This window comes from Kitasatospora sp. NPDC094016, assembly GCF_040304045.1.
Taxonomy (GTDB): domain Bacteria; phylum Actinomycetota; class Actinomycetes; order Streptomycetales; family Streptomycetaceae; genus Kitasatospora.
This window is the reverse complement of the sequence record NZ_JBEOUK010000009.1, coordinates 168997-193490: the sequence shown is the minus strand read 5'-3', so window position 1 is coordinate 193490 and position 24494 is coordinate 168997. Positions and strand designations below refer to the sequence as shown.

Below are 24494 nucleotides of genomic sequence, written 5' to 3'. Positions count from 1 at the left end.
GCTCGGATCGCCGCTGTCACTTCCGCGGGGGCGGCGGGGAGTCGGGCTTCTCGCGGTAGAGGTCGATGGCGAGGGCGACTGCGGCGTGGGTGGCGGGGTGGGGGTCCTGGCGGCGCCAGATGAGGTGGACGGGGACGGAGGCGGCGTTGCGCAGGGGGCGGTAGACGATGCCGTCGCGGCGGTACTGGGCGGCGGTGGCCTGGGGGGTGACGCCGATGCAGCGGCTGGTGGCGATGGCGGCGAGCCAGTCGTCGATGTCGTGGGTGTAGATGACGGCGGGCCGCTGGTCCTCGGGCCACAGGTTCAGGGCGGTGGTGCCGGTCCGGCGGTCGATGGCGAGGGTGCGGGAGGGGATCTCGTCGAGGCGGATGCTGCGCCGGCGGGCCCACGGGTCGTCGGAGGCGAGCGCGACGATGCGGTGTTCGTGGCCGATCAGGGCGTGTGACCAGGGCTTCAGGTCGAGCGGGGCGCGGACGACGGCGAGATCGCACATGCCTTCGGCCAGTCCGCCGGTGGGGGAGTTGTGGCGGACGAGGCGGAGCTCGACCTCGGGGTGGCGCTCGTGCCAGCGGCGCTGGAAGTCGGTGGTGTGGCGGCCGAAGGCGGACCAGGCGTGGCCGAGGTGGAGCCGGGCGTGGCCGGCGGTCGCTTCCGCGACCAGGTCGTCGGCGCCGGCGAGCAGGACGCGGGCGCGGGCGAGGACCCGTACGCCGGCCGGCGTGGGTGCGATCGTGCGGCTGGTGCGGTGCAGCAGCCGCACCCCGAGGAACTGTTCCAGGGCGTGCAGGTTGCGGGAGACGGCGGCCTGGGAGAGGCCCAGCTCGGGGCCGGCGTCGGTGAAGCTGCCGGTGTCGATGATGGCGACCAGGCAGCGCAGGTGCTTCAGTTCCAGATCGGCGGAACCTTGCCGTCGCTCATCCATACGCCCAGCGTATCAATGGGCCGGTGAATGCATTTTGCGTATGGCTGCGCCGGCTCCACTGTGGAGGACATGGTGCTAAAGGGTTCTCATGACGGCGTCACCGCCCAGGGCGACGGGCGCCTGGCCGGGGTGGCGCTGATGCTGGGCTCCGGCCTGTCCAACCAGACCGGAGCCTCGATGGCGGCGCTCGCCTTCCCGGTGATCGGCCCCGCGGGTGTGGTGGCCGTCCGCCAGTGGGTGGCCGCCGGGGTGCTGTGGGCGGTCGGCAGGCCGCGGCCGCGGTCGTTCACGGCGGCGCAGTGGCGTCCGGTCCTCGGGCTCGCGGTGGTGTTCGCCGTGATGAACCTGTCCCTCTACACGGCCATCGACCGCATCGGGCTCGGGCTGGCCGTCACCCTGGAGTTCCTCGGCCCGCTCGCGGTGGCCCTGGCCGGCTCGCGCCGGCGCCTCGACGCGCTGTGCGCGGTGGCCGCCGCGGCCGCGGTGGTCGTCCTGGCCCGGCCCTCGCCCTCCACCGACTACCCGGGCATCGCCCTGGCCCTGCTCGCGGCGGTGTGCTGGGCCGGCTACATCCTGCTCAACCGGGTCGTCGGCCGCCGCCTGCCCGGACTGGAGGGCTCGGCCGCCGCCGCCGCGCTCTCGGGGGCGCTCTACGTTCCCGTGGGCATCGTGGTGCTGTGGCTCCGTCCCCCGACCGCCGCCGCCCTGGCCTGCGCGCTGGCCGCCGGCGTGCTGTCCTCGGCCGTGCCCTTCCTGGCCGACCTGCTGGCGCTGAGGCGGGTGCCCACGCAGTTCTTCGGCGTGTTCATGAGCGTCAACCCGGTCTTCGCCGCGCTGATCGGCCTCGTCGTGCTCGGCCAGCACCTCGACGCGGCGGCTTGGCTCGCCATTCTTGTGATCGTCGGAGCGAACGCGCTCGCCGTCACCACCGCCCCCACCGACCCCGAGTGACGAGCAGGGCCCCGGAAAAAGACCGAGAAAAAGATTCGGGCCGATGTCGATTCGGCAGGGTCCGCTGCGACGTCATGATGTGCGGCGCCCTGCCGCGCGGTGACGCGACGACGAGACCTGACGAGGGAACACGTGGACCAACTGCTCAGAGTCATGAACTTCAACGTCTCCAGCGACGGCGTCGGCGCCGGTGCCAGTGAGCACCAGAGCTTCGAGCGGCCGTTCGGGTGCGACCACCCCGAGAAGCTGTTCGCCTGGGCCGGGGCCACGGCGAGCTGGCCCATGCGGACGGCCCCCGGGGGGAGCCGGGGTCTCGACGACTACTTCACGCGGGACTTCGCGCGCAACATCGGCGCCGAGATCATGGGCCGCAACAAGTTCGGGCCCCAGCGCGGGCCCTGGCAGGACGACGAGTGGCGCGGCTGGTGGGGTGACGAACCCCCCTTCCACACGCCGGTGTTCGTCATGACCCACCACGAGCGTCCGTCGTTCACGCTCTCCGACACCACGTTCCACTTCGTCGACGGCGACCCGGCCACGGTCCTCGCCCGGGCGCGGGAGGCCGCGGCGGGCAAGGACGTCAGGCTCGGCGGTGGGGTCGGCACCATCCGGCAGTTCCTCGCCGCCGACCTCGTCGACACCCTGCACGTGGCGGTGTCGCCGGTGGAGCTCGGCTCCGGGCTACGGCTCTGGGAGTCCCCCGACGAGCTGCTGGACCGGTTCCACCTGGAGGTGGTGCCCAGTCCGAGCGGAGTGACGCACCACCTGTTCTGGCGGAGGTGACGTGAGGGCCCGCCCGGGCGTCGGCTTCCCAGGGCGGGCTCAGGAGTGGCTCAGGAGTGGCTCAGGAGTGGCTCAGGAGTGGCTTAGGAGTGAGCGCTCACGGTCGCGGTGAGGGGCACGGGGCCGAGGGTGGCCGCCGCCGTCGCGCGGGGGCGGCTGCCCGGGACCGGGTCCACGTGCCCTCGCCACGCGCATGCTCCCGTGTTCGGACGAGCGGCGACCAGCGCCCTTTCCCCGACGGGCGGCAGGTCGAGCCGAGCCCTCCAGGTCAGTCCGTCAGCACGGCGACCACCCGGCGGACGGTCTCGCGGCGCTGCTCACGATCGCCGACGTCCGCCACCACCAGAATCTCGGGGTTGCTCGCCGGCCACAGCGTGGCGAGGTGGACCATCAGGGCGAACAGGACCCGGGCCTCGAACCGGGCCGACACCGTGCCCCTGGCCTGGGCGTCGGCGATCGCGGCACTCCTGTTCCGGACCTCGGCGACCGCGAACTCGTCGGGCGGTTCGTCGCCGCGCTCCAGGCGCTGCCAGGTGATCAGCCGGGGAAGCTCGGGGTACTCGGCGTAGACGTCGCTCAGATGGGCCGCGAACCCGGGGAGGTCGTCCACGTCGAGCGGCACGTTTCCGACGATCTGCTCGACGACGCCGCTCCAGACCGCCTCGAACAGCCCCACCTTGCTCTTGAAGTAGTGGTAGATCTGCGCCTTGTTGCACTGCGCGGCGTCGGCGATCCGGTCGACGCGGGCGCCGTTCAGCCCGTAGGCGGCGAACTCGGCCCGCCCTGCCGCGATGAGTCGTTGCTTGGTGGCTTCCGCGTCGCGCTGCATTCCCCGAGCCTAGCGCACTGCTAACTAACCGTTTACTTGACACGATCCTTACTGACGGGTTGTAATCAACTAACCAGGTAGTTGAATGCGGCTTCGGCGCGTCACCCGGGTCCCGCTCCCCGTGACCCGCAGGGCTGCGACGGTCGTGAACCTGTGGGTCGGTGGGGAAGGAGCGGGTCGTGGAGTCCTCCATGGCGATGGTCGGCCGGGACGGTGAGCGGGCACAGCTGTCCGCGTTCGTACGGGCAGCGGAGGGGCAGCCCCTGGTCCTCAGAGGAGAGACCGGAGTCGGCAAGAGCGCACTGCTCGACTACGCGGCGGAGCTGGCGTCCAGGGAGGGCCACCTCGTGGTCCGGGCCACCGGAGTCGAAGCGGAGTCGCAGCTGCCCTACGCCGGGCTGCACCAGCTCCTCTGCCCGCTGCTCCCCGACGCGGCCGAACCGGACGGCGGCGCCCGCGCAATGCTCGACGCCGTGTTCGGCCAGGCCAAAGGCACGCCGCCGTCGGTCGTGGCCCTCGGCATCGCGGTGCTCGGCCTGCTGTCGTCGGCCGCCGCGAAGCAGCCGCTGCTCCTGGTCCTCGACGACGGCCAGTGGCTGGACGACTCCAGCGCGGCGGTCTGCGGATTCGTGGGCCGCCGACTGGCAGGCAGCCCGGTGAAGTTCCTGCTGGCGATCCGCGCCGACATCGCCTCGTGCTTCGACACCGCCGCGCTGCCGGAGGCGCCGGTCGAGGCCCTCGCGGACGAGGACGCCGCCCGGCTGCTGGACCGGCACCACCCGGCGCTGGGCAAACAGCTGCGCCGGCTCGTGCTGGAGCAGGCCCAGGGCAACCCGCTGGCCCTGCTGGAGCTGCCCGCCCACGCCGCGGCCCACGCCGGCGAGCGGACGCCGGACGACCTGTACGTCCCGCGCGGCGCGTCGCCGTCCCGGCGGCTCCAGTACGTCTACGGGGCCCGCATCGCCGACCTGGGCGACACCGTCCGGGCGGAGCTGCTCAAGGGCGCCCTCGACGGTGCGGCGGCCGGGCCCGGCGACGGCGCGGCCCTGACCGCGCGGTACCGGATGCGCGACGTCGACGAGGCGGTGGCCTGCGGCCTGCTGGTGGTCGAGCCGACCACCGGCGACTTCGCCTTCCGGCACCCGCTCGTCCGCTCCAGCGTCGTGCAGCTGGCCACGCCCAACCAGCGGCGCGCCGCCCACCAGGCACTGGCGCACATCCACCGGGGGAACCTCGAACGCCGCGCCACGCACCTGGCGGTGGCCACCATCGATCCCGACGAGGAGGTGGCCCGCGTCCTGGAGGCCGCGGCCGAGTCGGCGACCCGGCGCGGCGGCGCCCTCACGGCGGTGGCCTGGCTGACCCGCGCCGCCGAGCTGAGCGAGCACCACACCGACCGGTCCAGGCGGCTCGGCGACGCGGCGTTCGTCGCCGGGCACGCGGCCCGCCTCGGCCACGCGTGCCGGCTCGTGCTGGCCGACTCCACGCCGGGCTCCCACGAATCCCCGGCCTCCGTCCTGGCCGCCGGATACCAGGGGCTGTACCACGACGGCGACGTGCGCTCCACACACCGTCAGATCGCCGCAGCGGTCGAGAAGCTGCGCGACGGCGGGACCGACCGGTCCGGTGAGGTGCTCGACCGGCTGGTGGCCCTCCTGCTCGCCGTCAGCCAGTACGCTGCGGACCGCACCCTGTGGGAACGCGCCCACACGCTGCTCGCCTCACTCGGCGACACCGTCAGCGAGCGGGCGCGCATCTACAGCGGCACCTGGAGCGACGTCGTGCGGCACGGCGCCGGCTGGTCCCGGCCGGTGGAGCGAGCGGCGACGGACCTGCGGGACCAGGAGCCCTGGGACGTCGCACGCCTGGCCGTGTCGGCCTACCACCTCGACGTCCTGAGCCCGCTGCGCCCCTACCTCCAGCGCGTCGTGACCCGTGAGCTGGAGACCGGCGCCGTGTCCACCGGCATGGTGATGCTGCACCTGATCATGCTCGACCAGATGGCGGTCGGGGAGTGGGAGGCCGCGGAGCGCACCGGGCAGCGCGCGATGCGCCGGACGGCCGAGCACGGGCACGAACTGTTCGCCCACCAGACGCAGGCCTACCTCGCCCAGCTCGCGGCGATGCGCGGACGGACGGACACCGCGCGCCAGCTCCAGGCGGTGGTCGACGCCTGGGCCCGCCCGCGCGGCATCGGGTTCCTGACCCAGCTCGCCGACTCGGCGGGGGCGACGGCCGCGCTCAGCGACGGCGACTACGAGACCGCGTACCTCCACGCCATCGGCATCACCTCCCCGGGAACCTTCCGGCCCTACGCCTACCAGGCCTCGCGAACCCTGCTCGACCTCGTCGAGGCGGCCCTGCACACCGGGCGCGCGGAACAGGCCCGGGCGCACGCGCTCGCCGCACGGGAGGCGGGTCTTCCCGACCTCTCCCCGCGGCTGGCCCTGATCACCCACGGGGTCCTGGCGATGACGGCCACCGACGAGCGGGAGGCCGCCGAGGCGTTCGAGTGCGCGGAGTCCCAGCCGGCCGCGGCGCGGTTCCCGTTCGAGCTGGCGAGGATCCGGCTGGCGCACGGCATCCGGGTGCGACGCGCCCAGGGCGGTGCGATGGCCCGGCCGTTCCTCGCCCAGGCGGCAGACGCGTTCGACCGGCTCGGTGCGGTCGCGTGGGCCGAGCGGGCCCGGGCCGAGCTGAGGGCGGCCGGCGTCTCGTCCCGCGCGTCGACGCGCACCCTGGTCCCGCTGACGTGGCAGGAGCGCCGGATCGCCGGGCTGGCCGCGGGAGGCCTGACGAACAAGGAGATCGGCGAGCAGATGCGGCTGTCCCCGCGTACCGTCGGCGCCCACCTGTACCGCATCTTCCCCAAGCTGGGCATCACGACGCGGGTCGCCCTCAGGGACGCCCTGAACCGGCTGGAGGAGCGTGCCCCTGCCGCGTCCGAGACGGCACGGGCGACGGGCGGGCAGCGTCCGCTCCGGCGCGAGGGGGCGGTGACGGCCGGTCCGCGATGAGGGCGGGGCGGCGGAGAGCGCCCGCCCCAAAGGCGCGGCTGGAGCGCCGTCCGTCCGGATCACTCACACGTATGACAGTCACGTGACCGCGTGGGCGAGACACGTGACTGTCATACGTGAGGCCGTTGGACACACCTACGCGTTCCTGGGCGTCGAACGAGGAGCCCGGGATCGGGGGCCTCCCGTACTCAACGGCATGTGAGGTCAAGGCTGTTGAGCGTCCTCCTGCGCCGCGAGCGCGTGCCGGCCGGACTCGGCGAGGGTGTACAGCACGGACCGCTGCTGCTTGTGGCGCTGGATGTTCCCCTTGGCCACGAGCGACTCCAGGGTGTTGCGCACGACCTGCGGGGTGGGGGCGCGGTCCGGGTGCTTCGCCAGCAGTTCCTCCCGCAGCTCCTTCGCCAGGCGCGGTTCGTCGTGACCGCTGAGCAGGGACAACAGGAGCTCTCCGAGCAGGGGTTGCCGCGACGTCCCGGCCGCGGCTGCCCGTGCCGGCTTCCCCGTTCGCTCCGTCCGTTCCGTTCGCGCCGTGGTCCCCGTCTTCCTCGTCTTCCCCGTCTTCCCCGCCTTCCCCGTCCGTGCCGGACGCGGCGAACGCGGCGAGCGCGGCGCGGGTGTGCGGGCGGGGGCCGAAGCGGACGCCCGGCGTCGCTTCGCCCCGGTGAGCACGGGCTCGTCCTGTGCCTGCTCGGGCAAGGGCGCGGGCTCCGACAGGCCCTCGTACCGTTCGGCGAGGCGGAGGATGTCGACCAGGAGGGCTTCCTCCTGCTTCAGCATCCTGACCTCCTCGGCCAGTTCCTGCTGACGCCGACGGTTCTCTTCCAGATCCGATGCGGCCTGATCGACGAGCCGCGTACGGAGCGTGCTGGCTGGTTGGCTGGTCACAACCGTTCACTCCCTAGTAGTGGATGACGTTGCGCATGGTACTCACGCCGGAGCTTCCGTGGAGGAGGGTGCCGGCAGTGTGCGGCATTCCCCCGGGGCCGTGCAGTACCATTCCCGACCATCCCCCACGGTCGGACAGGGAGCGCCGACACGGCGGAGCGGCGCCGACAGGACATCGCGCGGCCGGCGACATGGCCGGGGGCATTGTTCGGTGATGTTAAGTCATTCGACTGTTCCGCCGTGGGCACCGATGGACGACCCTGGTCCCTTCCGCTCCCGCACACACCTGTGCCGGGTACCCGCCGACGCCCCGCGGAGGGACTGTTCCGTGACCCGAACCCCCGTCGTCCTCATCCACGGTGCCTGGCTGCACGCGTTGTCCTGGCAATCGTGGATCGACCGCTTCACCAGCCGGGGTTTCGACGTCGTCGCCCCGGGGTGGCCGGGAGAGCCTCCCACCGTCGGGGAGGCGCGCCGCCCCTCCGCGACCCCGCGACCCCGCGGCGCCTCGGGCTCGACATGCTCACGGAGCACTACGCGCGGATCGTGCGGTCCTTCGACACCCCGCCCGTGATCATCGGCCACTCGGTCGGCGGGCTCGTCGCCCAGCACCTCCTGGGCACCGGGCTGGGCCGGGCCGCGGTCGCCATCGCTCCGGCGCCCATCGCGGGAGCCCCCGCCGCCCCGGCGCTCACCGAGCGGGCCGCGAGCTCCTCGCCGGCCGGCTCCCCGCAGGAGCGGGCGTCGGCCGTGTCACTGAGCGCCGAACAGTTCCGCGAGTGCTTCGCCAACACGGTTGCGGCGCAGGAGTCCTCGTGCCTGTTCCGGACCTACGCCATCCCCTCCCCGCGTCACCTGCTGTCCGACCTGGGAGGCGCGGACGGCGCGGCCCACCCGCGCCGGAGGGTGGACACCGGGAACGCGCGGCGGGGCCCCCTGCTGCTCATCTCCGGCCAGGAGGACCGCATGGTGCCCGACAGCGTCACCCGCTCGGTGTACAAGCTGTACGGCGACTCGACGGCGACGAGCGACCTCAAGCACTTCCCCGACCGTGCGCACTCGCTGACCGTCGACAGCGGCTGGCGCTCCGTCGCCGACCACGTGCTGCGGTGGCTCGCGCTCCAGGACATCCACGGGCCCGACGCGTAGGCGCGGACGGCCGCCGGCCGGTACGCCGGTCGACCGTCACGGCACCGGCCCGCGCCGCTGCCGCCGTTCGGGCGGCGGGGGCACGGGCCGGTCGCGTGACCGTCCGGGGTGGGGGTCAGCTCGGGAAGGGCCAGGTCGGGCACCACGGCCAGGTGACCTGGCCCGGGTAGGGCGGGCCCCACGGCGGGCACTTGGGCAGGGTCGGCGTCGACGGGGCACTGGTCCACAGGATCTTGCCGTTCAGCTGGACGGCGATCGCGCCCTCGTTGTAGACCGCCAGTTCGGCGCCGGGGTTGCCGCCGGTGTTGCTGGCCCACAGCGGGGTGTTGGCGGCGGAGTACACGACGAGGTTGCCGTCGCCCTGCATGACCAGGACGTTGCCGTTGGGGATGGCCCCCTTGGCGACCCAGATCGGGGTGGTGTCGCGGTACAGGACGACGTTGCCGTCGCCCTGCATGGCCAGCATGATGTGGCCGTTCGGCGAGTACCAGGCCTGGTCGCGGTTCAGCAGGCTGTTCATCGGGATGTGGGTGGGCTCGGACGGCGCGGCGGTCACGGCGGCCGGAGCCGCGGCGGGGGCGGCGGCCTGGGCGGCGTCGGCGGTACCCGTGGTGAGGGCGCCGAACCCGATCGTGGCGAGGGCGGCCAGGGCGGCGACCCGGGAGCGGAGTCTGGACATGGGTGGGCTTGAAGTCCTTCCGGGGACAACGGAGTTGACGAGCCAGCGGGGGGTTCCTGCGGCGCCCGCCCCGCTGCGTCCGGCGCCGCACCGAACGTTAGGTCCGCGTCGCGCCGCCGAGCGGCAGATCCACCGGCAGCTTCCCGCCTTCCCGCCTGCCCGCCGGCCGGCCCCGGCTCTCTGGATGGGGCCCGCGCGGGGTGCTCAGAACGTCCCGCCGTCCAGTCGGAGGGTGCGGCCGGTCATGTAGGCGGCGTCGTCGGAGGCGAGGAAGGCGTAGCCCGCCGCCACCTCCTCGGGCCGGGCCAGCCGCCGCAGTGCGGTCAGCGTGCCGAGCAGCCGCGCCAGGTCCTGCGTGCCGGCCAGGTCGGGGTGCACGTAGCGCGGCGCGCTCTCGGCGGCCATGTCCGTGTCGGTCCCGCCCGGGGCGATGGCGTTGACGGTGATGCCCCGCGTGCCCAGCTCGGCGGACAGGTTCAGGACCATCGACTCCACGGCGGCCTTGCTGGCCGCGTACAGGGTGTGGTGGAACTTCATCGGCCGATCCGGTGAGGAGATCGTACAGGCACGAAACGACTGGGAGAAGGGTTCCCGGTTCGGTGAAGTGCACGGCTGTGACGGCGCCCGCCTGCCCGCCCCGGAGTTGCCGTCGATCCCGTTGAAGTCGCGCGGACGGGTGCGCTGACCTGGTGAAACGTGCGGTTGGACGGGTTGCTCTCCTGCTGGCGGCCGCCGTGCCGCGACGGCCGATCCGCTGTCGGTCCAATGCCCGTGGCCCCGGGGGATTGTCGAGCTCGGGGAGGGCCCGCCGAATCTCACGTTCGGGCGGGTGCGACAGGGTTCAATCGGATCAATGCCGACCTCTTGCCGACTGTCCTGACGATATGTCAGGCGGGTCGCGCTGACTACTTCTACCGTTGTTCATCGGGGACTCGCTCGAAGATGTGCGGACCGAGGCGGAAGGCGGAGCCGCCGTGATCGCCGTCGCCTCCGGCACCACCACCGGCGACCAGCTCGCCGAAGCCGGCGCGGACCTCGTCCTCGACAGTCTGCGAGACCCGCAGGCGGTGCTCTACGCCGTCGCGGAACTCGCCACCCACCGGCAGTAGTTCGGCCGAGTCGACCACCGCTCCGACCCAGACTGCCGGCGTCGCCACCATCACGCTGTCCGCAGCAGACGGCCACGCGGTGGATTCGACGGGAGCTGGTCGACCAGGTCCTCGAACGGGACGATCCCGGACCTGCGCGTCGACCACCACCTGGCTGATCGCCCGGCGACGCCGGGCGCTGCTCACCAGTCGAGCGGCTCACGTTCGTAGAAGAGGCCGCCGGTGGGGCCGTCATCGGGGAGGGTGGCGAGCCAGAACGGGGTGTCGGCCGCCTCCTCCGGAGTTCGGTCGGTCTCGCCGTAGGCCATGCGGGTGTTGGTACGGCCGGGGGATGCGGCGTTGACGAGGATGCCGGTGTCGGCGAGTTCGGCGGCGAGGATCTGGGTGAGAGCGTTGAGGCCGGCCTTGGAGACGCGGTAGCTGACGTTGCCGGTGCCCATGTTGTTCCGGGAGCCGAGATGGCTGGTGATGTTGACGATCCGGCCGTAGCCGTTCTTGCGCATCTCCGGTAGGGCGGCGGCTGCGAGTCGCCAGGCGCCGAGCAGGTTGGTGTCGATGGTCGCGCGGACCCGTTCGAAGTCGGGAGCAGCGGCGCCTTGGCCGCGGTCGACGGCGACGGCAGCGTTGTTGACCAGGACGTCGAGGCGTCCGAACGGGGCGGCGGTGTCGGCGACGGCGCGGGCGACGCTCGCCGGGTCTGTGACGTCCAGCTGGTGGGAGTGGACGAAGAGCCCCTTGTCGGCAAGGGCGGTCTCCGCCTCGCGGCCGGCGAGGCGGTCGCGCACGCCGATGACGACGTGCATGCCGTGCTCGGCGAGCCGGGCGGCGATGGCGAGGCCGACGCCGCGGTTCGCACCTGATACGAGGGCGACGCGCTGTTCGGGGTGTGTGGTCATGCGGACAGTGTGGCGAGAAGCTGGTCGAGGCGCTCGGCTTTCGGGTCCTTCCTGTCCATCGGTAGCTCGGCTCGTGCCGCGAACGCTCGGGCCGTGTTGCGATGGGACGGGGCGATGGCAGCCAACTCGGCGGCAGTTTCCAGGAGATGGACGGCTTGGTCGGCGTTTCAGCGCTGTTCCTCCGGGCGGCCCTCGACCTCCCAGCGGGTGTGGAAGGTCCCGTCCCGGTCGACGCGGTGGTAGGTGTGCGCGCCGAAGAAGTCCCGTTGGCCCTGCACCAGGGCGGCCGGGAGGCGTCCAGCCCGCAGGCCGTCGTAGTAGGCGAGCGCGGTCGCGAAGCCGGGGGCGGGTACCCCGAGTTCGACCGCCGCCGAGACGACCCGTCGCCAGGCCGACTGCGCGGAGTCGAGTGCCTCCCGGAAGTGTGCGTCGGTCAGCAGGGTGGGACGCTCCCGGTCGGCCTCGTACGCGGCCCTGATCCGGTCCAGGAACCGGGCCCTGATGATGCAGCCGCCGCGCCAGATCGCGGCCATCTCACCGGGGTCGATCTGCCAGGAGTACTCCGCGCTGCCGGCCTGGATCTGGTTGAAGCCCTGGGCGTAGGCCACCATCTTGGAGGCGTACAGCGCCTGCTCGACGTCGTCCGCGAACCGGTCCGCCGCCGCGCTGTCGAGCCAGGTCTCGGTGGGGCCGGGCAACCCTCGCCCGGCCTGCCGGAGCGGCACGCTGCCGGACAGTGCCCGGGCGAAGACCGCCTCGGCGATCCCGCTCACGGGCACGCCGAGCTCCAGCGCGCTCTGGACCGTCCAGCGGCCGGTGCCCTTCTGCTCGGCCTGGTCCAGCACGACGTCGACGAAGGGCTTCCCGGTCGCCCCGTCGGTGTGGGCGAGGATTTCGGCGGTGATCTCGATCAGGTAGGACTCCAGGCGTCCGCCGTTCCAGGTCCGGAAGACCTCGGCGATCGCGTCGGGTTGCAGTCCGGCGCCGTGCCGCAGCAGGTCGTACGCCTCGGCGATGAGCTGCATGTCGGCGTACTCGATGCCGTTGTGGACCATCTTGACGAAGTGGCCGGCGCCGTCCGGTCCGACGTGGGTGCAGCAGGGCTTGCCGTCGACCTTGGCCGCGATGTCCTCCAGCAGCGGCCCCAGGACCCGGTAGGCCTCCGGGGTGCCGCCGGGCATGATGCTCGGCCCCTCCAGGGCGCCCTGCTCACCGCCGGAGATGCCGCTGCCCACGAAGTGCAGGCCGCGTTCGCGCAGGGCCGCCTCCCGCCTCCTGGTGTCGAGGAAGTGCGCGTTCCCGCCGTCCACCACCACGTCGCCCTCGTCGAGCAGCGGCACCAGTTCGTCGATGACCGCGTCGGTCGGCGCCCCGGCCTTGACCATGATCACGATCAGGCGGGGGCGTTCCAGGGCCGCGACGAACTTCTCCGTGGTCTCGGCGGCCACGAACTCGCCCTCGTGCCCGAACTCCTCCAGCAGTGCCGTGGTCCGCGCCAGCGTGCGGTTGTGCACGGCCACCCGGTAGCCGTGGCGGGCGAAGTTCCTGGCCAGGTTGCGGCCCATCACGGCCAATCCGGTGACGCCGATCCGGGCCGGTGCCTGCTCGGTCATGGCGGGAATCTCCAAGGGGTTTCAGGGTTTCGGGACTATCAGGACGATGAGGGCCGCCATCGGGGCTGCCAGGGCTGTCGGGGTTACTCCGCGGAGAGCGCGAGGATCTCGTCCTCGGGAAGCTCGACGTACTCCTCGCCCTCCACCCGGATCTCCGAACCGGAGAGCCGGTTGAAGAGGATCTTCTCGCCGACCTTGACGTCCACCGGGTGCGGCTTGCCGCTCCCCAGCTGCCGGCCGGGCCCCACCGCCACCACCTCGCCCGTCCACGTCTCCGGGTCCTGCGGGGTCGAAACCCCGAGCGGCTTGACGATCAGGTGGTCGTGCTTCGGGTGGAAGTCGGGCATGGCGTGGTCCTCTCACGTGGGCGCGCCTGCGGGCGCAGCCGGGGCCGCCCCCCACATCGATTCTGCCGAGGTTCGGGGTTCCCGCACCCGAACGGAAGCGGGCGCGGGAGAACGGGAGCGGCCACGGGTCGCGGGCCAGGACGAGCGGGCCGGCGTGTCGATGCCGATCCGCGTCCGTGGCACGGGTCGGGCGCCGCCGGTGGTGGGGCGGCCGAGCCGCCGGGCAGGGCGTACTCCGTTCGGGTCGCAGACGGGCCGGGGTCCGCCGGATGCCCGGTACCGAGTGCGGGGCCGAGGGTGAGGCCGCAGCGTGGCCGGTAGGCCCCTTCCCCTCGCCCCTGCATTCCCGCGACGGGTGCTTGCGGCCCAGTCCTTCCCGTACTCCTTCGCACACATCTGGAGCACCCGCATGACCACTGTCCTCACGCGCGTCCGGCGTCCGGCGCAGTACCTGGCCGCGGCGGCCCTGGCCGCCGCGGCCGTCACCGTCCCGGGCACCGCCCAGGCCGGCACCGCCAAGCCCGCCGCCGCACCCGCCGTGGACGCGTCCTGTCCCACCGGCAACGCCACCGTCGACCTCAGCCCGGGAGCGACCCTGGAGCAGCGGCAGACCGCGATCTCGCTGCGGGGCAACGCAGGGCCCTGCATCTCCAGCGACCCCGCCATCACCGCGATCAGCTCCTTCAGCGGGACCGGGCAGGGGATGGTCAGCTGCCTCGACGCCGCCTACACCTTCACCGCCACCGTCGTGTGGAACACCGGCGAGGTCAGTACCGTCGCCGCCTCCTCGACGCTCAACCTGGGGCCGTTGGGCGACGCGGTCGCCGTCATCAGCGGACCGGTCACCTCCGGCAAGTTCGCCGGTGACACGGTCGAAGTGCAGATCGCGTTGCTGCCCGACAGCTTCGTCGGATGCGTCACCCCGCAGGGCGTCACGCAGCTCCAAGGCACCGTCATCGCCACCTTCGCCCACCTGTAGCCCACCCGGCCCGAGGAGTTCGAAGCGCTGATCGGCCCGCCCCGTCGGCCGCCGCCCCGCCGGCCGACCGCGGGCCGCTCCGTGCGCGGCGTGGGTGCGTCCATCGCCAACTCCGCGCTGACGGCCGACGCCGCCTTCGGCTGACCCCCGGTCGGGCGGGGGAGTCCTCCGGGCGAAGGGGGCGCGCGCAGGGTGTGCCGTCGCCGGGGGCCTCGACCCCTCAACGGGATCGTCCGGTCATGAAGGTCACCCTCTGATCGGCTAGCAGGCTGGTGTGGCCCGTTGCCGTGATGGCCTCGAAGTGGACGAAGACGTCGGCGGTCGAGTCGGGTGGGGTGATGAAGCCGAAGCCCTTCTCGTCGTGGAACCACTTCACGGTCCCGATGGCCGTCGGCTCCCGGAGGTGCTGTGCCTGGGGTTGGGCCTGGGGCTGGGCCTGTGCCCGTGCCTGGGACTCGGCGTCGGCGGTGAGGGTGGGGAAGACGGCCTGGGCGCCGGGTGCGGAGCAGGTGAGGGGCAGGGTGCCGGTCTCCAGGACCGGGCTCTGGAACGGGGCGCTCTCGTCGGCGGTGATGGTGCCGGTGCCGGCGGCGGGGCAGGCGAATCCGCCGGTCACCGCCAGGTTCCCGCCGCCCTGGTCCGGGGCCGCGCTGTCCAGGGTCACCTCGCCGACCCGGTCGTCGAGCAGCACGATCTGATCGCTGCCCAGGGAGTTGCCGAACAGGTCGGTCAGGGCCATGGTCACCGTGATGTCGTCGCCCCAACTGCCGCTCAGGCCCAGGAGCCCGTTGTCGACCTGCCCGCTGATCGGCTGGCCGACCGCACCGCCGAGGCAGACGAGGGGGATGATCTCCGATCCGGCGCCGCCGGCGGTGTCCGTGGCGGTGACCGTGAGCTCGGCGCCGACCCTTGAGTCCTCGCATGAGTAACTGCCCGACCAGGACAGGAGACTGCCGGAGTAGCTCGCGGTGGCGATCTCCACCCCGTCGCTGGCCGGCTCCGCCGCGAAGGCCGGACCTGCCAGCGCCACCACCAGGGCAACCGCCCCGACCGGCACCATGGCACGCCGCACCAGCGGACGTGAAAACGTCGAACGAAGCGTCACGTAGCCGTAGTCGACCATCACGCCTCCATTCCTCTGTCCGGTTGATACGACCAGCGTCACAGCCGCTCACCCCCACTGCACCCCCCGCGCAGCAAACGGGCACCGTGCGTCGGCTCGGGCGGCAGACGCGCCGGGGACGGTGGGACGGAAGGCGCCGACCGTGCCGCTGCGCGCCGTCGCCCGGGGCAACGTTCCGTGTCATCGTGAGTGCACGAAGCAGATCGCAGCCACCCCTTCGGAGGTCCGATGAACACCGTGCGGTCCCGATTCCCGCTCTCCAGCCTGGCCGGTCCGGCCGGGGCCGTGGCGCTCGTCGGCGGGCTCGTCCTGGTCCCGGCGAGCGCACCGGCCCACGCCCAAGGCGTGGTTGACGTGCAGTGCGAGGGCACGTTCACCAGCGAGTTCACCCCCGCCCTGACCGACCAGCCGCAGAACATCAGCATCTCCAACCAGAACTCCTACGCGACGTGCGTGACGGGCCTTCCCGGGGCGAGCACGGTCACGAACAGCGAGACGGGCGAGAGCTGCGTCAACCTCCTCCACGTCCTCACCCCGTTCGACGAGACCATCACCTGGAGCGACCAGAGCACCAGCACCGTGCGGTGGACCAGCGTGGAGGACACCGGCGGCGCCGGAACCTTCACCGGCACCGTCACTGCCGGCCGGTACACGGGTGACACCGCTGTGAAGGTCTCGGAAGCCGTCGACATCACCGGGACCAACCCGGAACTGTGCCCGGTCGGGGACGGCACCATCTCCAGCGCCAGCGGCCCCATCACCCTCACCTTCACCTCTGTGTGACCAGGCCGAAGCAGCCGTGAACCCGAACGGTCGTGAACCCGAACGGTCGTGAACCCGAACGGTCGTGAACCCGAACGGTCGTGAACCCGAACGACCCCGGCGACACCCGCCGCCGGGCCCCGACCCCGCCCCGATCCGCCGGCTGCCGTGCTCCACGGCCGGCCGGTACCGCCCCCGTGCGGTGGCGCGCGATGAATGCGGCGCCGATCCTGCGAACGGGATACGGGATTCCGTCGCCCTCCCGGGCGCCCTCGTCATTCCTCCCCCCCGACCAACAGGCCAGGAGGCCCAGCATGTTCCCCTTCTCCGCCCACCGCCAGGCCCGGCGGGCCGTCGTCGTCACCGGGGCCGCCGTCGTGGCGGGCGCCGCGATGCTCTCCCTCGCCACCGCCCCCGCCCACGCCGCCACGCCCTCCTACACCTGCGACAACGTGACCGCCGTCGGCGCCCTGGGGACGGGGCAGCTCAACTGCGTCGCGTCCGGCGGGGCTCCCGCTTCCGGGCTCATCACCACGGCCTTCACCATCGTGCGCCGCTCCGACCAGGTCACCCTCTCCTGCGTCCCGGTCGCCGGCCTGGCGGGCGAGGCCGTCTCCTCCGACCTGATCACCGGCCTGTCCTGTACCGAGTCGCAGGGGTAGCCGCAGCCGTCGTCGACGCCGGCCGGACCGACGGTACGTCGGTCCGGCCAGCGTCTTGTCGTGCGGAAGGTGATCCGGCCTCCGGTGGTTCCGCGTGGAGGCGGATCTGTCCGTGCGGCTCAGCTCAGGGGTGAGGGGGTGAGGGGGGGAGGGGACGAGGCTGGGGGCGGGGACGGGGTGGATCAGGCGCCCCGGCGGCGTGGGGAGGGCATCCCTTCAGGTTTCGGTCCCACACCGGCCGAGGTCCCCGCACCGGGCCGGTCAGGCGATGCCGTAGTAGTCGGCGAAGAACTCGGTGACCGTGTCGGTGTGGCCGCTCAGAGCGGGCAGGTGGAGGGAGATCGCCGTCTCCACCTGGGTGGCGAGCTCGTCGCGGTTGGTCACGGACGGGTCGACGTAGGGTTCGAGGCGGCGGAGCAGTTCGTAGTTGCTGCTGATGTCCACGCTGCGCATGGCCTTCTCCAGGTCGGTGCCGGGGGCGGCGAGGTCGCTGGGGAGCTTGCGGCTGACGAAGGTGACCCGGTGCAGGACCCGCCAGCACGGCGGTTTCTGGGCGGCCTGGTTGGCCTGGCTGAGGGCCAGGGCGTTGGGGTCGGAGCTCGCCAGCCACTGCGGGTCGACGACCTTGCCGTAGAAGTCCTCGAAGTTGGCCTTGTCGCTGTCGAGGTAGAAGGTCATGAAGCGGTAGGCGTCGACCCGGCCCGGCACCTCGACCGGGGTGCCGTCGTCGTTGAAGACCGGCTCGGACTGGTCGTTGTACTTCTGCATGTCGCCGGGTGTCTCGACGCGGACGTCGAGGCTGAAGGCCCGGGTCGACTCCTTCGACTTGGACCGGGAGTTGGAGAATCCGCCGCCGAGCGCGGCGTCCAGTTGGAAGCCGGCGCCGATGCCGAAGGCCTTGAACCCGAAGTCGATGCTGGCCGTGGCGGCGCCGTTGAAGCGGTAGGAGCCGGAGGTGGTCTCGGTCACCGTGTCGGTCGTCGCGGTGGTCTCGGCGAAGAAGCCGCCGTCGGCCGTCCAGACGTAGGTGTTGACGATGTCGCGGCGGGAGAAGCCCTCCGCGTCCTTCTGCTGGTCGCCGTTCTCCGGGCCGGGGCCGGGCACTGGCCCGGTGAAGCGGCTGACGAGTTCCTGCGCCCGGGCCTGGGCCGGGTGGGCGGCGGCGTCGTGGGTCTCGTTCGAGACGCCCGCGTAGAACGCCTGGCGGCGCTGCATGTCCTCGGTGATGCGGCGCTTGAGCGCGTAGGCCTCGGTCGGCTTGAAGTAGCTGTACTCGCCGTAGTCGGGGGCGTTGGGGGAGGCGGAACCGGGGATCCTGCCCTTCGTCGGGGAGTAGCCGGCCATGCCGTCCAGCACACCCTGCTTGACGTAGCGCGGGTTGATGGCGAACGGCAGCAGGTTCCAGTCTCGCGGGATGTCCGGGTTGGGCAGCATCCGGTAGGCGACCACGGAGCCCGAGTGCGCGACCCGCAGGGCGAAGACGTCGGCGGTCTCGGACTGCACCAGTGCGTACCCGGTGTTGGCGGGCAGGAAGCGCCGCCCGCCCTCCGGGTTGACCTGCTGGTCCGCCTTCACGCTCTCCCAGCGCCCGCTCAGTCCGACCGTGGTGGAGCGTGCGGTGTCCAGGGTCTCGGAGACGTCCGTCTGGTGGCCCCAGCCGTTGGAGTACTCCAGCGTCGTGCCGAGACCCGCGTTGACGTCGAAGTCGATGACGGGCTTGGCGATGCCGAAGCCGAGCGGCGCCGTGATCAGCAGGGTGTCGGCGTCGGCGTTGTTGGAGAACTGCATGGCCAGCGAGGCGTCCACGGTCTTCTCACCGCCCGAGGTCAGCGTCTGCACCACCTGGTCGGCCTGCTGGAACTCCACCGAGGTGGTGTTGATGTAGCTGAGCGAGCTGGGCCGCCGGGTCGCGATCAGGTTCTCGGCCGGGACCGGTGGCGCGCCCTCGATGTAGCCGACGAGCTGCGGCGCGAACTGCACCTGTCCGAGCCACTCGGTCGTCAGGTCCCCGAGCTTGTGCCCCGTGATCAGGTTCCAGCTGCCGTTCTGGAGGTAGGCGTAGGCCCGCTTGAGGACCCCTCGGGTCGAGCGGTCCCTCAGCCGCTGCAGATCGGCGTACTCGCTCACGGCCGGGGTACCCGCGATCGTCTGGACGAAGCGCGGCTGACCGGTGGCGAAGGCCGGCCGTACCTCGGGCGTCTCGGAGGAGATCGGCGCCGTGGACATCAGCGGCTGAGGGCGCGTGGCGGCGTCGGTGCCCAGCGGCAGGTGCAGGCGACGCGGGCCGTGGTCGCGCAGCTCGGTCGCGTCCGTCTCGGTCGACTCGTCGTCGAAGGTGTAGTACGCCAGCAGATCGATGCTGTCACCGGTCAGCCGACCGAACAGGTTGTCGAGGATCTGTTCCTCGCTGCGCGCCGAGCGCCAGACCCGCACCTCCTCCAGCACGCCCAGGTAGCCGTCCTCGGTCGGGATGTCGACGAGTTGCGGTACGTCGGGGAGGTCGGTCTTCGTCGGGGTGCCGCCGATCTGCGGCAGGCTGGGGAGGTCGATCACCGTCGGGGTGCCGATGCGGCCGCCCAGGGTGAACTGGGCCGATCCGTAGGCGCCCTGGGAGGGTGCCTGGGCCGCTTCGAGGGGTGTCGCCTGAGTGGTCCGCCCGTCGACGTACAGCCGGAAGCGGCTGCCCTTGGGGTCGGGGTTCTTGGTCCACCGTGCGCCGTGCAGCCGGGCCTGGTGGCTTCCCGACTCGTCCTGCGCCGCGTTGCCCACGTTCTCCTCGAACCGCCAGTGGGCGACCAGGCCCTGTGGCGTGATCCGGGAGTCCACGCCGCCGTCCGCCGGGGCCTGGGCGGTGCCGGGCAGGTCGACACCGAGGTCGTCTGCCTGGCGGGCGGTGTTCCACACCCGCACCTCGCTGATGACGCCGGTGAACGAGTCCTCCGCCGCGCCGCGCTGGGCCCGGCCGATGTCCAGGGCTCCGGTGTGCCCGAGGTCGGGGCGTCGGCGTAGCGGATGTTGCCCGACTCGGCGCCGTCGATGTAGAAGGTGATGTCGGACCACTGGCGGATCACCAGGGACTCGATCGCGTTCACGATGAGTTGGGCGGGCTTGCCCTGGGCGTCCGTGACGGACAGCGTGCGCTGGCCCGTCTTCTCCTCGCGGATGTCGCCGAGCTTGCGCACCACCGCGACCCGCTGGAACTTCCCGGCCTCGACCGCGCCCGTCGAGGTCAGCCGGACCTCCTTGCCGTCGCGGCCCTCGAAGGAGAAGACGAGCTTGCCGTCGGCGGCGATGCCGAGCTGGTACGGGACCCGGCGTCCGCGGCCGTCGTCGACACGGCCCCTGGAGAGCAGGCCCTGCGCGCTGCCGAGCGCGTCGGTCTGGAGGAAGACCTCCAGGGTGAGGTCACGGCCGATGTTGAGGTCGTCGGCGTGCGGGGCCTGCGCGTACACCCCGTTGGCGAAGCGCAGCGCCCACGACTGCTCGAAGGCGCCGGCCACATGCGTCCAGCGGTCGACCGGGATGGTCGCGCGGGAGGTGACGAAGCGGTTGCCGACGCCCATGACCAGCGGGCGTTCACCGCCGGCCCGCCGGTCGACGCTCGGGCCGAGCGCGAGCACGTACTGCGAATCGTCGGCCGCCGCACCGGTGTTGGCGTGCAGCACGCGCGGGGTGTCGGTCGCGGTGGTGCCCGCGACCGGCTTCAGCCACGCCTCGATGGTCAGGTCGTCGGCGTGCCGCGCCGACGCCAGCCGCGCGCCCTCCAGGGTGGGCGCCGCGGTGGTGGCGGCGAAGGACAGCGCCCGGCCCGGCAGGTCGCCCCACCAACGCGGCGGGCGGGCCTGGCCGCTGACGGCGGCCTCGCCATCGGTGACGGACCCGGTGGTGGCGCCCGCCGTGCTGACGACGGACGCGCTCACGTACCGGGAGCCGTACACGGCGCTGGCGCCGGGCCGGGTGTGGGTGACCAGCCGCGGGTCGTACGACAGGCGCTCGACGGCGGTCCCGGCGGCGATCGCGGCCGAGGCCGGGCCGTACGTCAGCCGCAGCTCCGTGTCCTGCTCCTCGACGGCCTCGGCCAGCACGTAGACGCTGCCGCCGACGCCGACCAGCTCTCCCGCGGCGAGCGCCGCGGGCGCGCCCGGAGCGGCGAGGGTCAGCACACCGTCCTTGAAGCCCGCGACCGAGCCCACGGCAGGGGGGTGTCCCGCATCCCGTTGATCGAGGCGGCGAAGCCCTCGGCCTCGCGCGGCAGCAGCGCCCAGGTCTCGGTGTCGCCGTCCTGGAGGGCGAGGGTGAGGGTGCAGCGGTCGTCGGTGTCGCCGGTGCTCACCTTGATCGTGACGCCGGCCAGGTCGACGCCCGCGTCCCGGGCGGTGAGCAGGACCGTCGTCCCGTCGGAGGCGGCGACCGTCTTCGTCGACCGGTCGATGTTGGTGTTGTAGAACAGGCCCGTCAGCCGGTCCTGGTCATCGCGGTAGTAGAGCCCCAGATGGCCCGTGCCGCTCTCGGCGAGGTGGGGCGAGTCGCTGGTCACGGCGAAGTCGAGCAAGGCCCCCGACCAGCCCAGGCCCAGCCGGTCCTGGCCGATCCGGGCCATCGGCAGCGTGCGGTCGCTGCGCCCCGTGGTGTAGGCGGAGAGCCGGCCGAGTTCGTCCTCGTTCTTCTTGACGGCGGTGGTCAGGGAGGTGATCTGCGCGTTCCAGGCCCCGAACGCGGCATCGGCGTTGTTGACGGCATCGACCCGGGCGAGGGCCGCGGCGACCTCGGCGACGTTCTTGACCTGGTCGGCCCCGGCCGGGCTGACCGGGATCGCGTAGAGGTAGAAGGCGCCCCTGAGTCGGCGGTGCCCCCACTTCAGCCGCCCGTTCGACCACGCCGCCACCAGGGGGATCTCCTGGTGCGGTGAGTGGCTGTACAGCAATGCCCCGCTCGGTCGTTTCTTCGCCGGCTTCGGCGGCTTCGGCGCGGAGTCCCTGAGGACCAGAGAGTTCGGCTGCGAGCTGGGGCGCGGCCACAGCCCTGCCCCGTCGCCCAGCACGATGTCCTTGTCCGGGCCCTGACCGGTCAGGCTCTTGCCGGCCTTGACGCTCTTCAGCGTCTTGCCGTTGAACACCCACTGCGTGGCGGTGTTCCCGGCCGCCGGCGCGCCCTTCGACAGCGAGGGGCGGTAGCCGCCCTTCCCGTCGGGCACGACGGTCAGCACCGACACGACGTCACTGCGCCTGCTGGCGGTGTACTCGCGGCCGACGTAGGCGTAGGCGTAGGCGTAGGCGTCGGCGTAGGCGGTGGCGAAGTAGGTGGCGTAGAGCACGCAGGTGGTTCCCTGCGGGTCGGCGGTTTTCCCCGTCACCGCGGCCCTGCGCAGGGCGGCGGACAACGCCTTCTCCGCGTTATCCGGGTTGGCCCGGTCCTTCTTCAGCTGGGCCTTGCCCTGCCGGGCCGCCTTCAGCAGCGCCTTGTCGCGGAGGATGTCCGCCTTCAGCTGGTTCTGCCGGGCCGGATCGACCGCCTCGACGCTCGTGCCGATCACCGGCAGGTCGACCACATCGGTCAGCTGGGCCAGGCGGCCGTCCCGGCCGACCGCCACGTCCAGGGCCGCGATCCGCCCCTTGGTGTCACCGGCCGCGCTCGCGGTCCAGGTCAGCAGCACCCGGGCCTGGCGCTTGAGGGGCCGCACCGAACCGCTGCCGACGAGCCCCTCCTCCTGCTGGTGGTGCAGCACCGCCGACAGTCCGCCCACGACGGTACGCCCGGTGACCCGGAACGCGTCACGCCGGATGCCGGGGTGGTCGGCGACCGGGGCGTCGGAGGCCACCCAGCTGGTGGTGCCCTTCAGCGCGGCGTGGGCGGCACTGGGACTCTGGTCGTACGCGGTGCTCCCGAGGCCCTCGTCGAAGCGGTAGTACGCCACGAGCTCGGGCTCGTCGCCGACCAGACGCTCGCCGCGGGTCTGCGCCACGCGCGGCAGGCGCCGGGCCCGGGACCACACCCTGACCTCGTCCAGCACGCCCGCGAAGTGCCCGGCCGTCGTACTCGTCGTACTCGTCGTACTCGGCTCGCTCGCCGCGTCCGCCTCGCTCGCCGCATCCACCTCACTCGCCTCGCTCGCCGCATCCGTCGCGCCGAGCAGCAGCCTGCCGTCCTGGCCGGGCGCGGCGGCGACGGCCAGATCGCCGGTGGCGACGCGCGCGCCGTCGACGAGCAGGGTGGCCTGGGTGCCGTCGTACACGGCGGCGACATGGGTGAACACGCCGGCGCCGACCAGTCCGTCGTCCGTGTCCAGCGTGTCGGTGCCGTGCGCGAGGACCAGTGCCCCCTCGGCGCTCACCGACAGCGTCACACCGTCGGCACCGGTCGACAGGACCGTCCCGCCGGCCGCCTGCGGCTCGACCCACGCCTCGACCGTGTACGCAGCGGCGCCGAACCTGCTCGGTGCGGCGGCCTCGCCGTAGCCCTGCCCGGACGCGCCCGGCAGGCCGAGCGCCGATTCGGCGAACTCCGTCCTCGGCGCGACGGGCACGAGCGGCTGCTGCGTGAACGGGCAGGTGCCCGGGGCGCGTTCGAGGACCGAATCGCGGTACTGCGGGTCCGGGCTGGTCCACAGCCGGCTGCCCTGCGTGTGGAAGAGGCCGTCCTCGCCCTGCTCGACGTTGATCGCCTCGATGCTCCGCGACTGCGCGTTGTGGACGAACAGCTGCCAGCGGCTCGTCCCCGCGATCCCGGTCGGCACGAGCAGCACCGCGAACCGGCCCGCCTCGGGGCGGCCCGCGAAGCCCAGTTCCAGTGTCGGCTCGTGGAACGGGACGCCGTTCATGTCCTTGATGCCGAGGCCGTCCTTGGCCGAATCCGGCCGGGTCCGGTGCCGGCTGCGCCGGTAGCGCACCTCGACGACCGGCCGCAGCTCCCCGCCCGCGAGGACGAACCGGTCGCACAGCAGCGCCCCCGGCGCGACGGCGGTGACCTCGCCGGACGCGCCGGCTCCGGTCAGCGCGCCCGCACGGGTGCGGACCAGCGCGTCGGGGTCCCCTGCGGCGACGGCCTGACGGAAGACGAAGACGTGCTTGCCGTCCGACACGGCCTGAACGGCACCGCGGCGGTGAGCCGGGCCGTGCTCGACAGGAACGGGTCGATCTCGTCGCCCCGGAAGACGTCGTCGGGGCCCTCCTCGGCCCGCCCGCCCTGCCGCACCCGGGGCAGCCGGTCCGCGCCCAGCAGCGCGAACCCGGCGCGCGTCAGCTCGCGCGGGAAGGCCAGCTCCTTGGGGTCCTCGGACCAGTGCTGCACATCGAGGTCGGCCGCACCGCCCTCCGTGCCGCGCTGCGACGCGGTGACAGCGGAGTTCAGGTCGAGGACGCTGTAGAAGACGCGGCGGGTGTCGTCGAGCGCGAGGGCGACCGTGGTGCCCTGGTGCCGCACGAGGGTGGTGTGCAGGTAGGTGCGGTCGCTGTAGGTCTTGAGCCTGCCGCCGGCCGGGCGTTCTGCGGACACGTGGGAGTCTTCCTTCCGGCGAGGGCGCCTTCGGCCCGTCGCGCCCGGATCACTCCCCGACGGGTCCGTCCCGAACCCCCGAAGTGATCATATTGGCGGGATGTGGATCACGACGTGGGCCACTCCCCGTGGAGAAGGAGCAGGCGGGGAGGTTCGCGGACGACGGGACGCGGGAAACCGTCCGCTCACCTCTCGGCCGAAACACCCGTCACCCGAAAGAGTGAATGGTGAGCGCTGGCACGCCCGTCGGCCTCCGCCATGTACCGCGCCGCCAGGCCCAGGGCCGGCATTCCGCCG

The 24494-nt window shown here is 72.6% G+C and carries 20 protein-coding genes and 1 pseudogene; 9 read left to right on the top strand and 12 right to left on the bottom strand.

All coding sequences use genetic code 11. The annotated features are described in order from the left end of the window. Positions 1-16: 16 nt before the first annotated feature. Positions 17-922 (bottom strand): LysR family transcriptional regulator, encoded by a 906-nt coding sequence (locus tag ABT015_RS12210; protein WP_350878706.1) that lies wholly within the window; start codon positions 920-922, stop codon positions 17-19. Between the two features lie 138 nt (positions 923-1060). Between ABT015_RS12210 and ABT015_RS12205 the strand changes: the two genes are divergently transcribed. After that, complete coding sequence (locus ABT015_RS12205) at positions 1061-1873, top strand: EamA family transporter (RefSeq protein WP_350878782.1); 813 nt, start codon at positions 1061-1063, stop codon at positions 1871-1873. A 132-nt stretch (positions 1874-2005) separates the two neighbouring features. Then, complete coding sequence (locus ABT015_RS12200; RefSeq protein ID WP_350878704.1) at positions 2006-2656, top strand: dihydrofolate reductase family protein; 651 nt, start codon at positions 2006-2008, stop codon at positions 2654-2656. Positions 2657-2924: 268 nt separating this feature from the next. Here ABT015_RS12200 and ABT015_RS12195 read toward each other — a convergent pair whose 3' ends face one another. Beyond that, a complete protein-coding gene (locus tag ABT015_RS12195) occupies positions 2925-3485 on the bottom strand; it encodes a TetR/AcrR family transcriptional regulator (protein ID WP_350878703.1) in 561 nt (186 codons plus the stop codon). Positions 3486-3682: 197 nt separating this feature from the next. Here ABT015_RS12195 and ABT015_RS12190 point away from each other — a divergent pair, with 197 nt between their 5' ends. After that, positions 3683-6502: a helix-turn-helix transcriptional regulator gene (locus tag ABT015_RS12190; protein ID WP_350878780.1), complete on the top strand. Its 2820-nt coding sequence runs from the start codon at positions 3683-3685 to the stop codon at positions 6500-6502. 204 nt (positions 6503-6706) lie between these two features. On the opposite strand, the gene ABT015_RS12185 is transcribed toward ABT015_RS12190, so the two are convergent. Beyond that, positions 6707-7387 carry a hypothetical protein gene (locus ABT015_RS12185; protein WP_350878701.1) on the bottom strand — a complete coding sequence of 227 codons (681 nt, stop codon included), beginning with the start codon at positions 7385-7387 and terminating at the stop codon, positions 6707-6709. 519 nt (positions 7388-7906) lie between these two features. On the opposite strand from ABT015_RS12185, the gene ABT015_RS12180 reads away from it, so the two are divergent. Next, positions 7907-8536 carry an alpha/beta fold hydrolase gene (locus ABT015_RS12180; protein ID WP_350878700.1) on the top strand — a complete coding sequence of 210 codons (630 nt, stop codon included), beginning with the start codon at positions 7907-7909 and terminating at the stop codon, positions 8534-8536. Positions 8537-8651: 115 nt separating this feature from the next. Here ABT015_RS12180 and ABT015_RS12175 read toward each other — a convergent pair whose 3' ends face one another. Then, positions 8652-9215, bottom strand: a complete 564-nt coding sequence (locus ABT015_RS12175; protein ID WP_350878699.1) for a hypothetical protein — start codon at positions 9213-9215, stop codon at positions 8652-8654. A gap of 204 nt (positions 9216-9419) precedes the next feature. Next, the gene (locus ABT015_RS12170; protein WP_350878778.1) at positions 9420-9701 is read right to left on the bottom strand and encodes an SDR family NAD(P)-dependent oxidoreductase; all 282 of its coding nucleotides are present in this window, start codon (positions 9699-9701) and stop codon (positions 9420-9422) included. 34 nt (positions 9702-9735) lie between these two features. Here ABT015_RS12170 and ABT015_RS12165 point away from each other — a divergent pair. Both ABT015_RS12165 and ABT015_RS12160 read left to right on the top strand, forming a co-directional pair. Continuing rightward, positions 9736-9900 (top strand): annotated as a pseudogene (locus ABT015_RS12165) (pirin family protein); the annotation flags it as partial. A 232-nt stretch (positions 9901-10132) separates the two neighbouring features. Next, entirely contained in the window at positions 10133-10324 is a 192-nt protein-coding gene (locus ABT015_RS12160) for an HAD hydrolase-like protein (protein WP_350878698.1), read from the top strand. A 182-nt stretch (positions 10325-10506) separates the two neighbouring features. On the opposite strand, the gene ABT015_RS12155 is transcribed toward ABT015_RS12160, so the two are convergent. From ABT015_RS12155 to ABT015_RS12145, 3 genes are all read right to left on the bottom strand, one after another. Beyond that, a complete protein-coding gene (locus ABT015_RS12155; protein WP_350878697.1) occupies positions 10507-11220 on the bottom strand; it encodes an SDR family NAD(P)-dependent oxidoreductase in 714 nt (237 codons plus the stop codon). A 167-nt stretch (positions 11221-11387) separates the two neighbouring features. Continuing rightward, positions 11388-12833: an NADP-dependent phosphogluconate dehydrogenase gene (gene gnd, locus ABT015_RS12150; protein ID WP_350878696.1), complete on the bottom strand. Its 1446-nt coding sequence runs from the start codon at positions 12831-12833 to the stop codon at positions 11388-11390. 83 nt (positions 12834-12916) lie between these two features. After that, the gene (locus ABT015_RS12145) at positions 12917-13180 is read right to left on the bottom strand and encodes a co-chaperone GroES (protein ID WP_350878693.1); all 264 of its coding nucleotides are present in this window, start codon (positions 13178-13180) and stop codon (positions 12917-12919) included. 409 nt (positions 13181-13589) lie between these two features. Between ABT015_RS12145 and ABT015_RS12140 the strand changes: the two genes are divergently transcribed. Then, complete coding sequence (locus tag ABT015_RS12140; RefSeq protein WP_350878692.1) at positions 13590-14159, top strand: hypothetical protein; 570 nt, start codon at positions 13590-13592, stop codon at positions 14157-14159. 220 nt (positions 14160-14379) lie between these two features. Here ABT015_RS12140 and ABT015_RS12135 read toward each other — a convergent pair whose 3' ends face one another. Next, positions 14380-14544, bottom strand: a complete 165-nt coding sequence (locus ABT015_RS12135) for a cold-shock protein (RefSeq protein ID WP_350878776.1) — start codon at positions 14542-14544, stop codon at positions 14380-14382. Positions 14545-15510: 966 nt separating this feature from the next. Between ABT015_RS12135 and ABT015_RS12130 the strand changes: the two genes are divergently transcribed. Further along, positions 15511-16065: a hypothetical protein gene (locus ABT015_RS12130; RefSeq protein ID WP_350878691.1), complete on the top strand. Its 555-nt coding sequence runs from the start codon at positions 15511-15513 to the stop codon at positions 16063-16065. A gap of 293 nt (positions 16066-16358) precedes the next feature. Continuing rightward, positions 16359-16706, top strand: coding sequence for a hypothetical protein (locus ABT015_RS12125; protein WP_350878690.1), 348 nt, complete (start codon positions 16359-16361; stop codon positions 16704-16706). 2549 nt (positions 16707-19255) lie between these two features. Here the strand turns inward: ABT015_RS12125 and ABT015_RS12120 are convergent. From ABT015_RS12120 to ABT015_RS12110, 3 genes are read right to left on the bottom strand one after another with little or no spacing between them, the layout of a single operon-like run. After that, positions 19256-20899 (bottom strand): LamG-like jellyroll fold domain-containing protein, encoded by a 1644-nt coding sequence (locus tag ABT015_RS12120; protein WP_350878689.1) that lies wholly within the window; start codon positions 20897-20899, stop codon positions 19256-19258. Beyond that, positions 20863-23784, bottom strand: a complete 2922-nt coding sequence (locus ABT015_RS12115) for a LamG domain-containing protein (RefSeq protein ID WP_350878688.1) — start codon at positions 23782-23784, stop codon at positions 20863-20865. Before ABT015_RS12115 ends, ABT015_RS12120 begins: the two co-directional genes overlap by 37 nt. Beyond that, on the bottom strand, positions 23694-24197 hold the full coding sequence (locus ABT015_RS12110) for a hypothetical protein (RefSeq protein WP_350878687.1): 504 nt from the start codon (positions 24195-24197) through the stop codon (positions 23694-23696). Before ABT015_RS12110 ends, ABT015_RS12115 begins: the two co-directional genes overlap by 91 nt. Between the last annotated feature and the right edge of the window lie 297 nt (positions 24198-24494).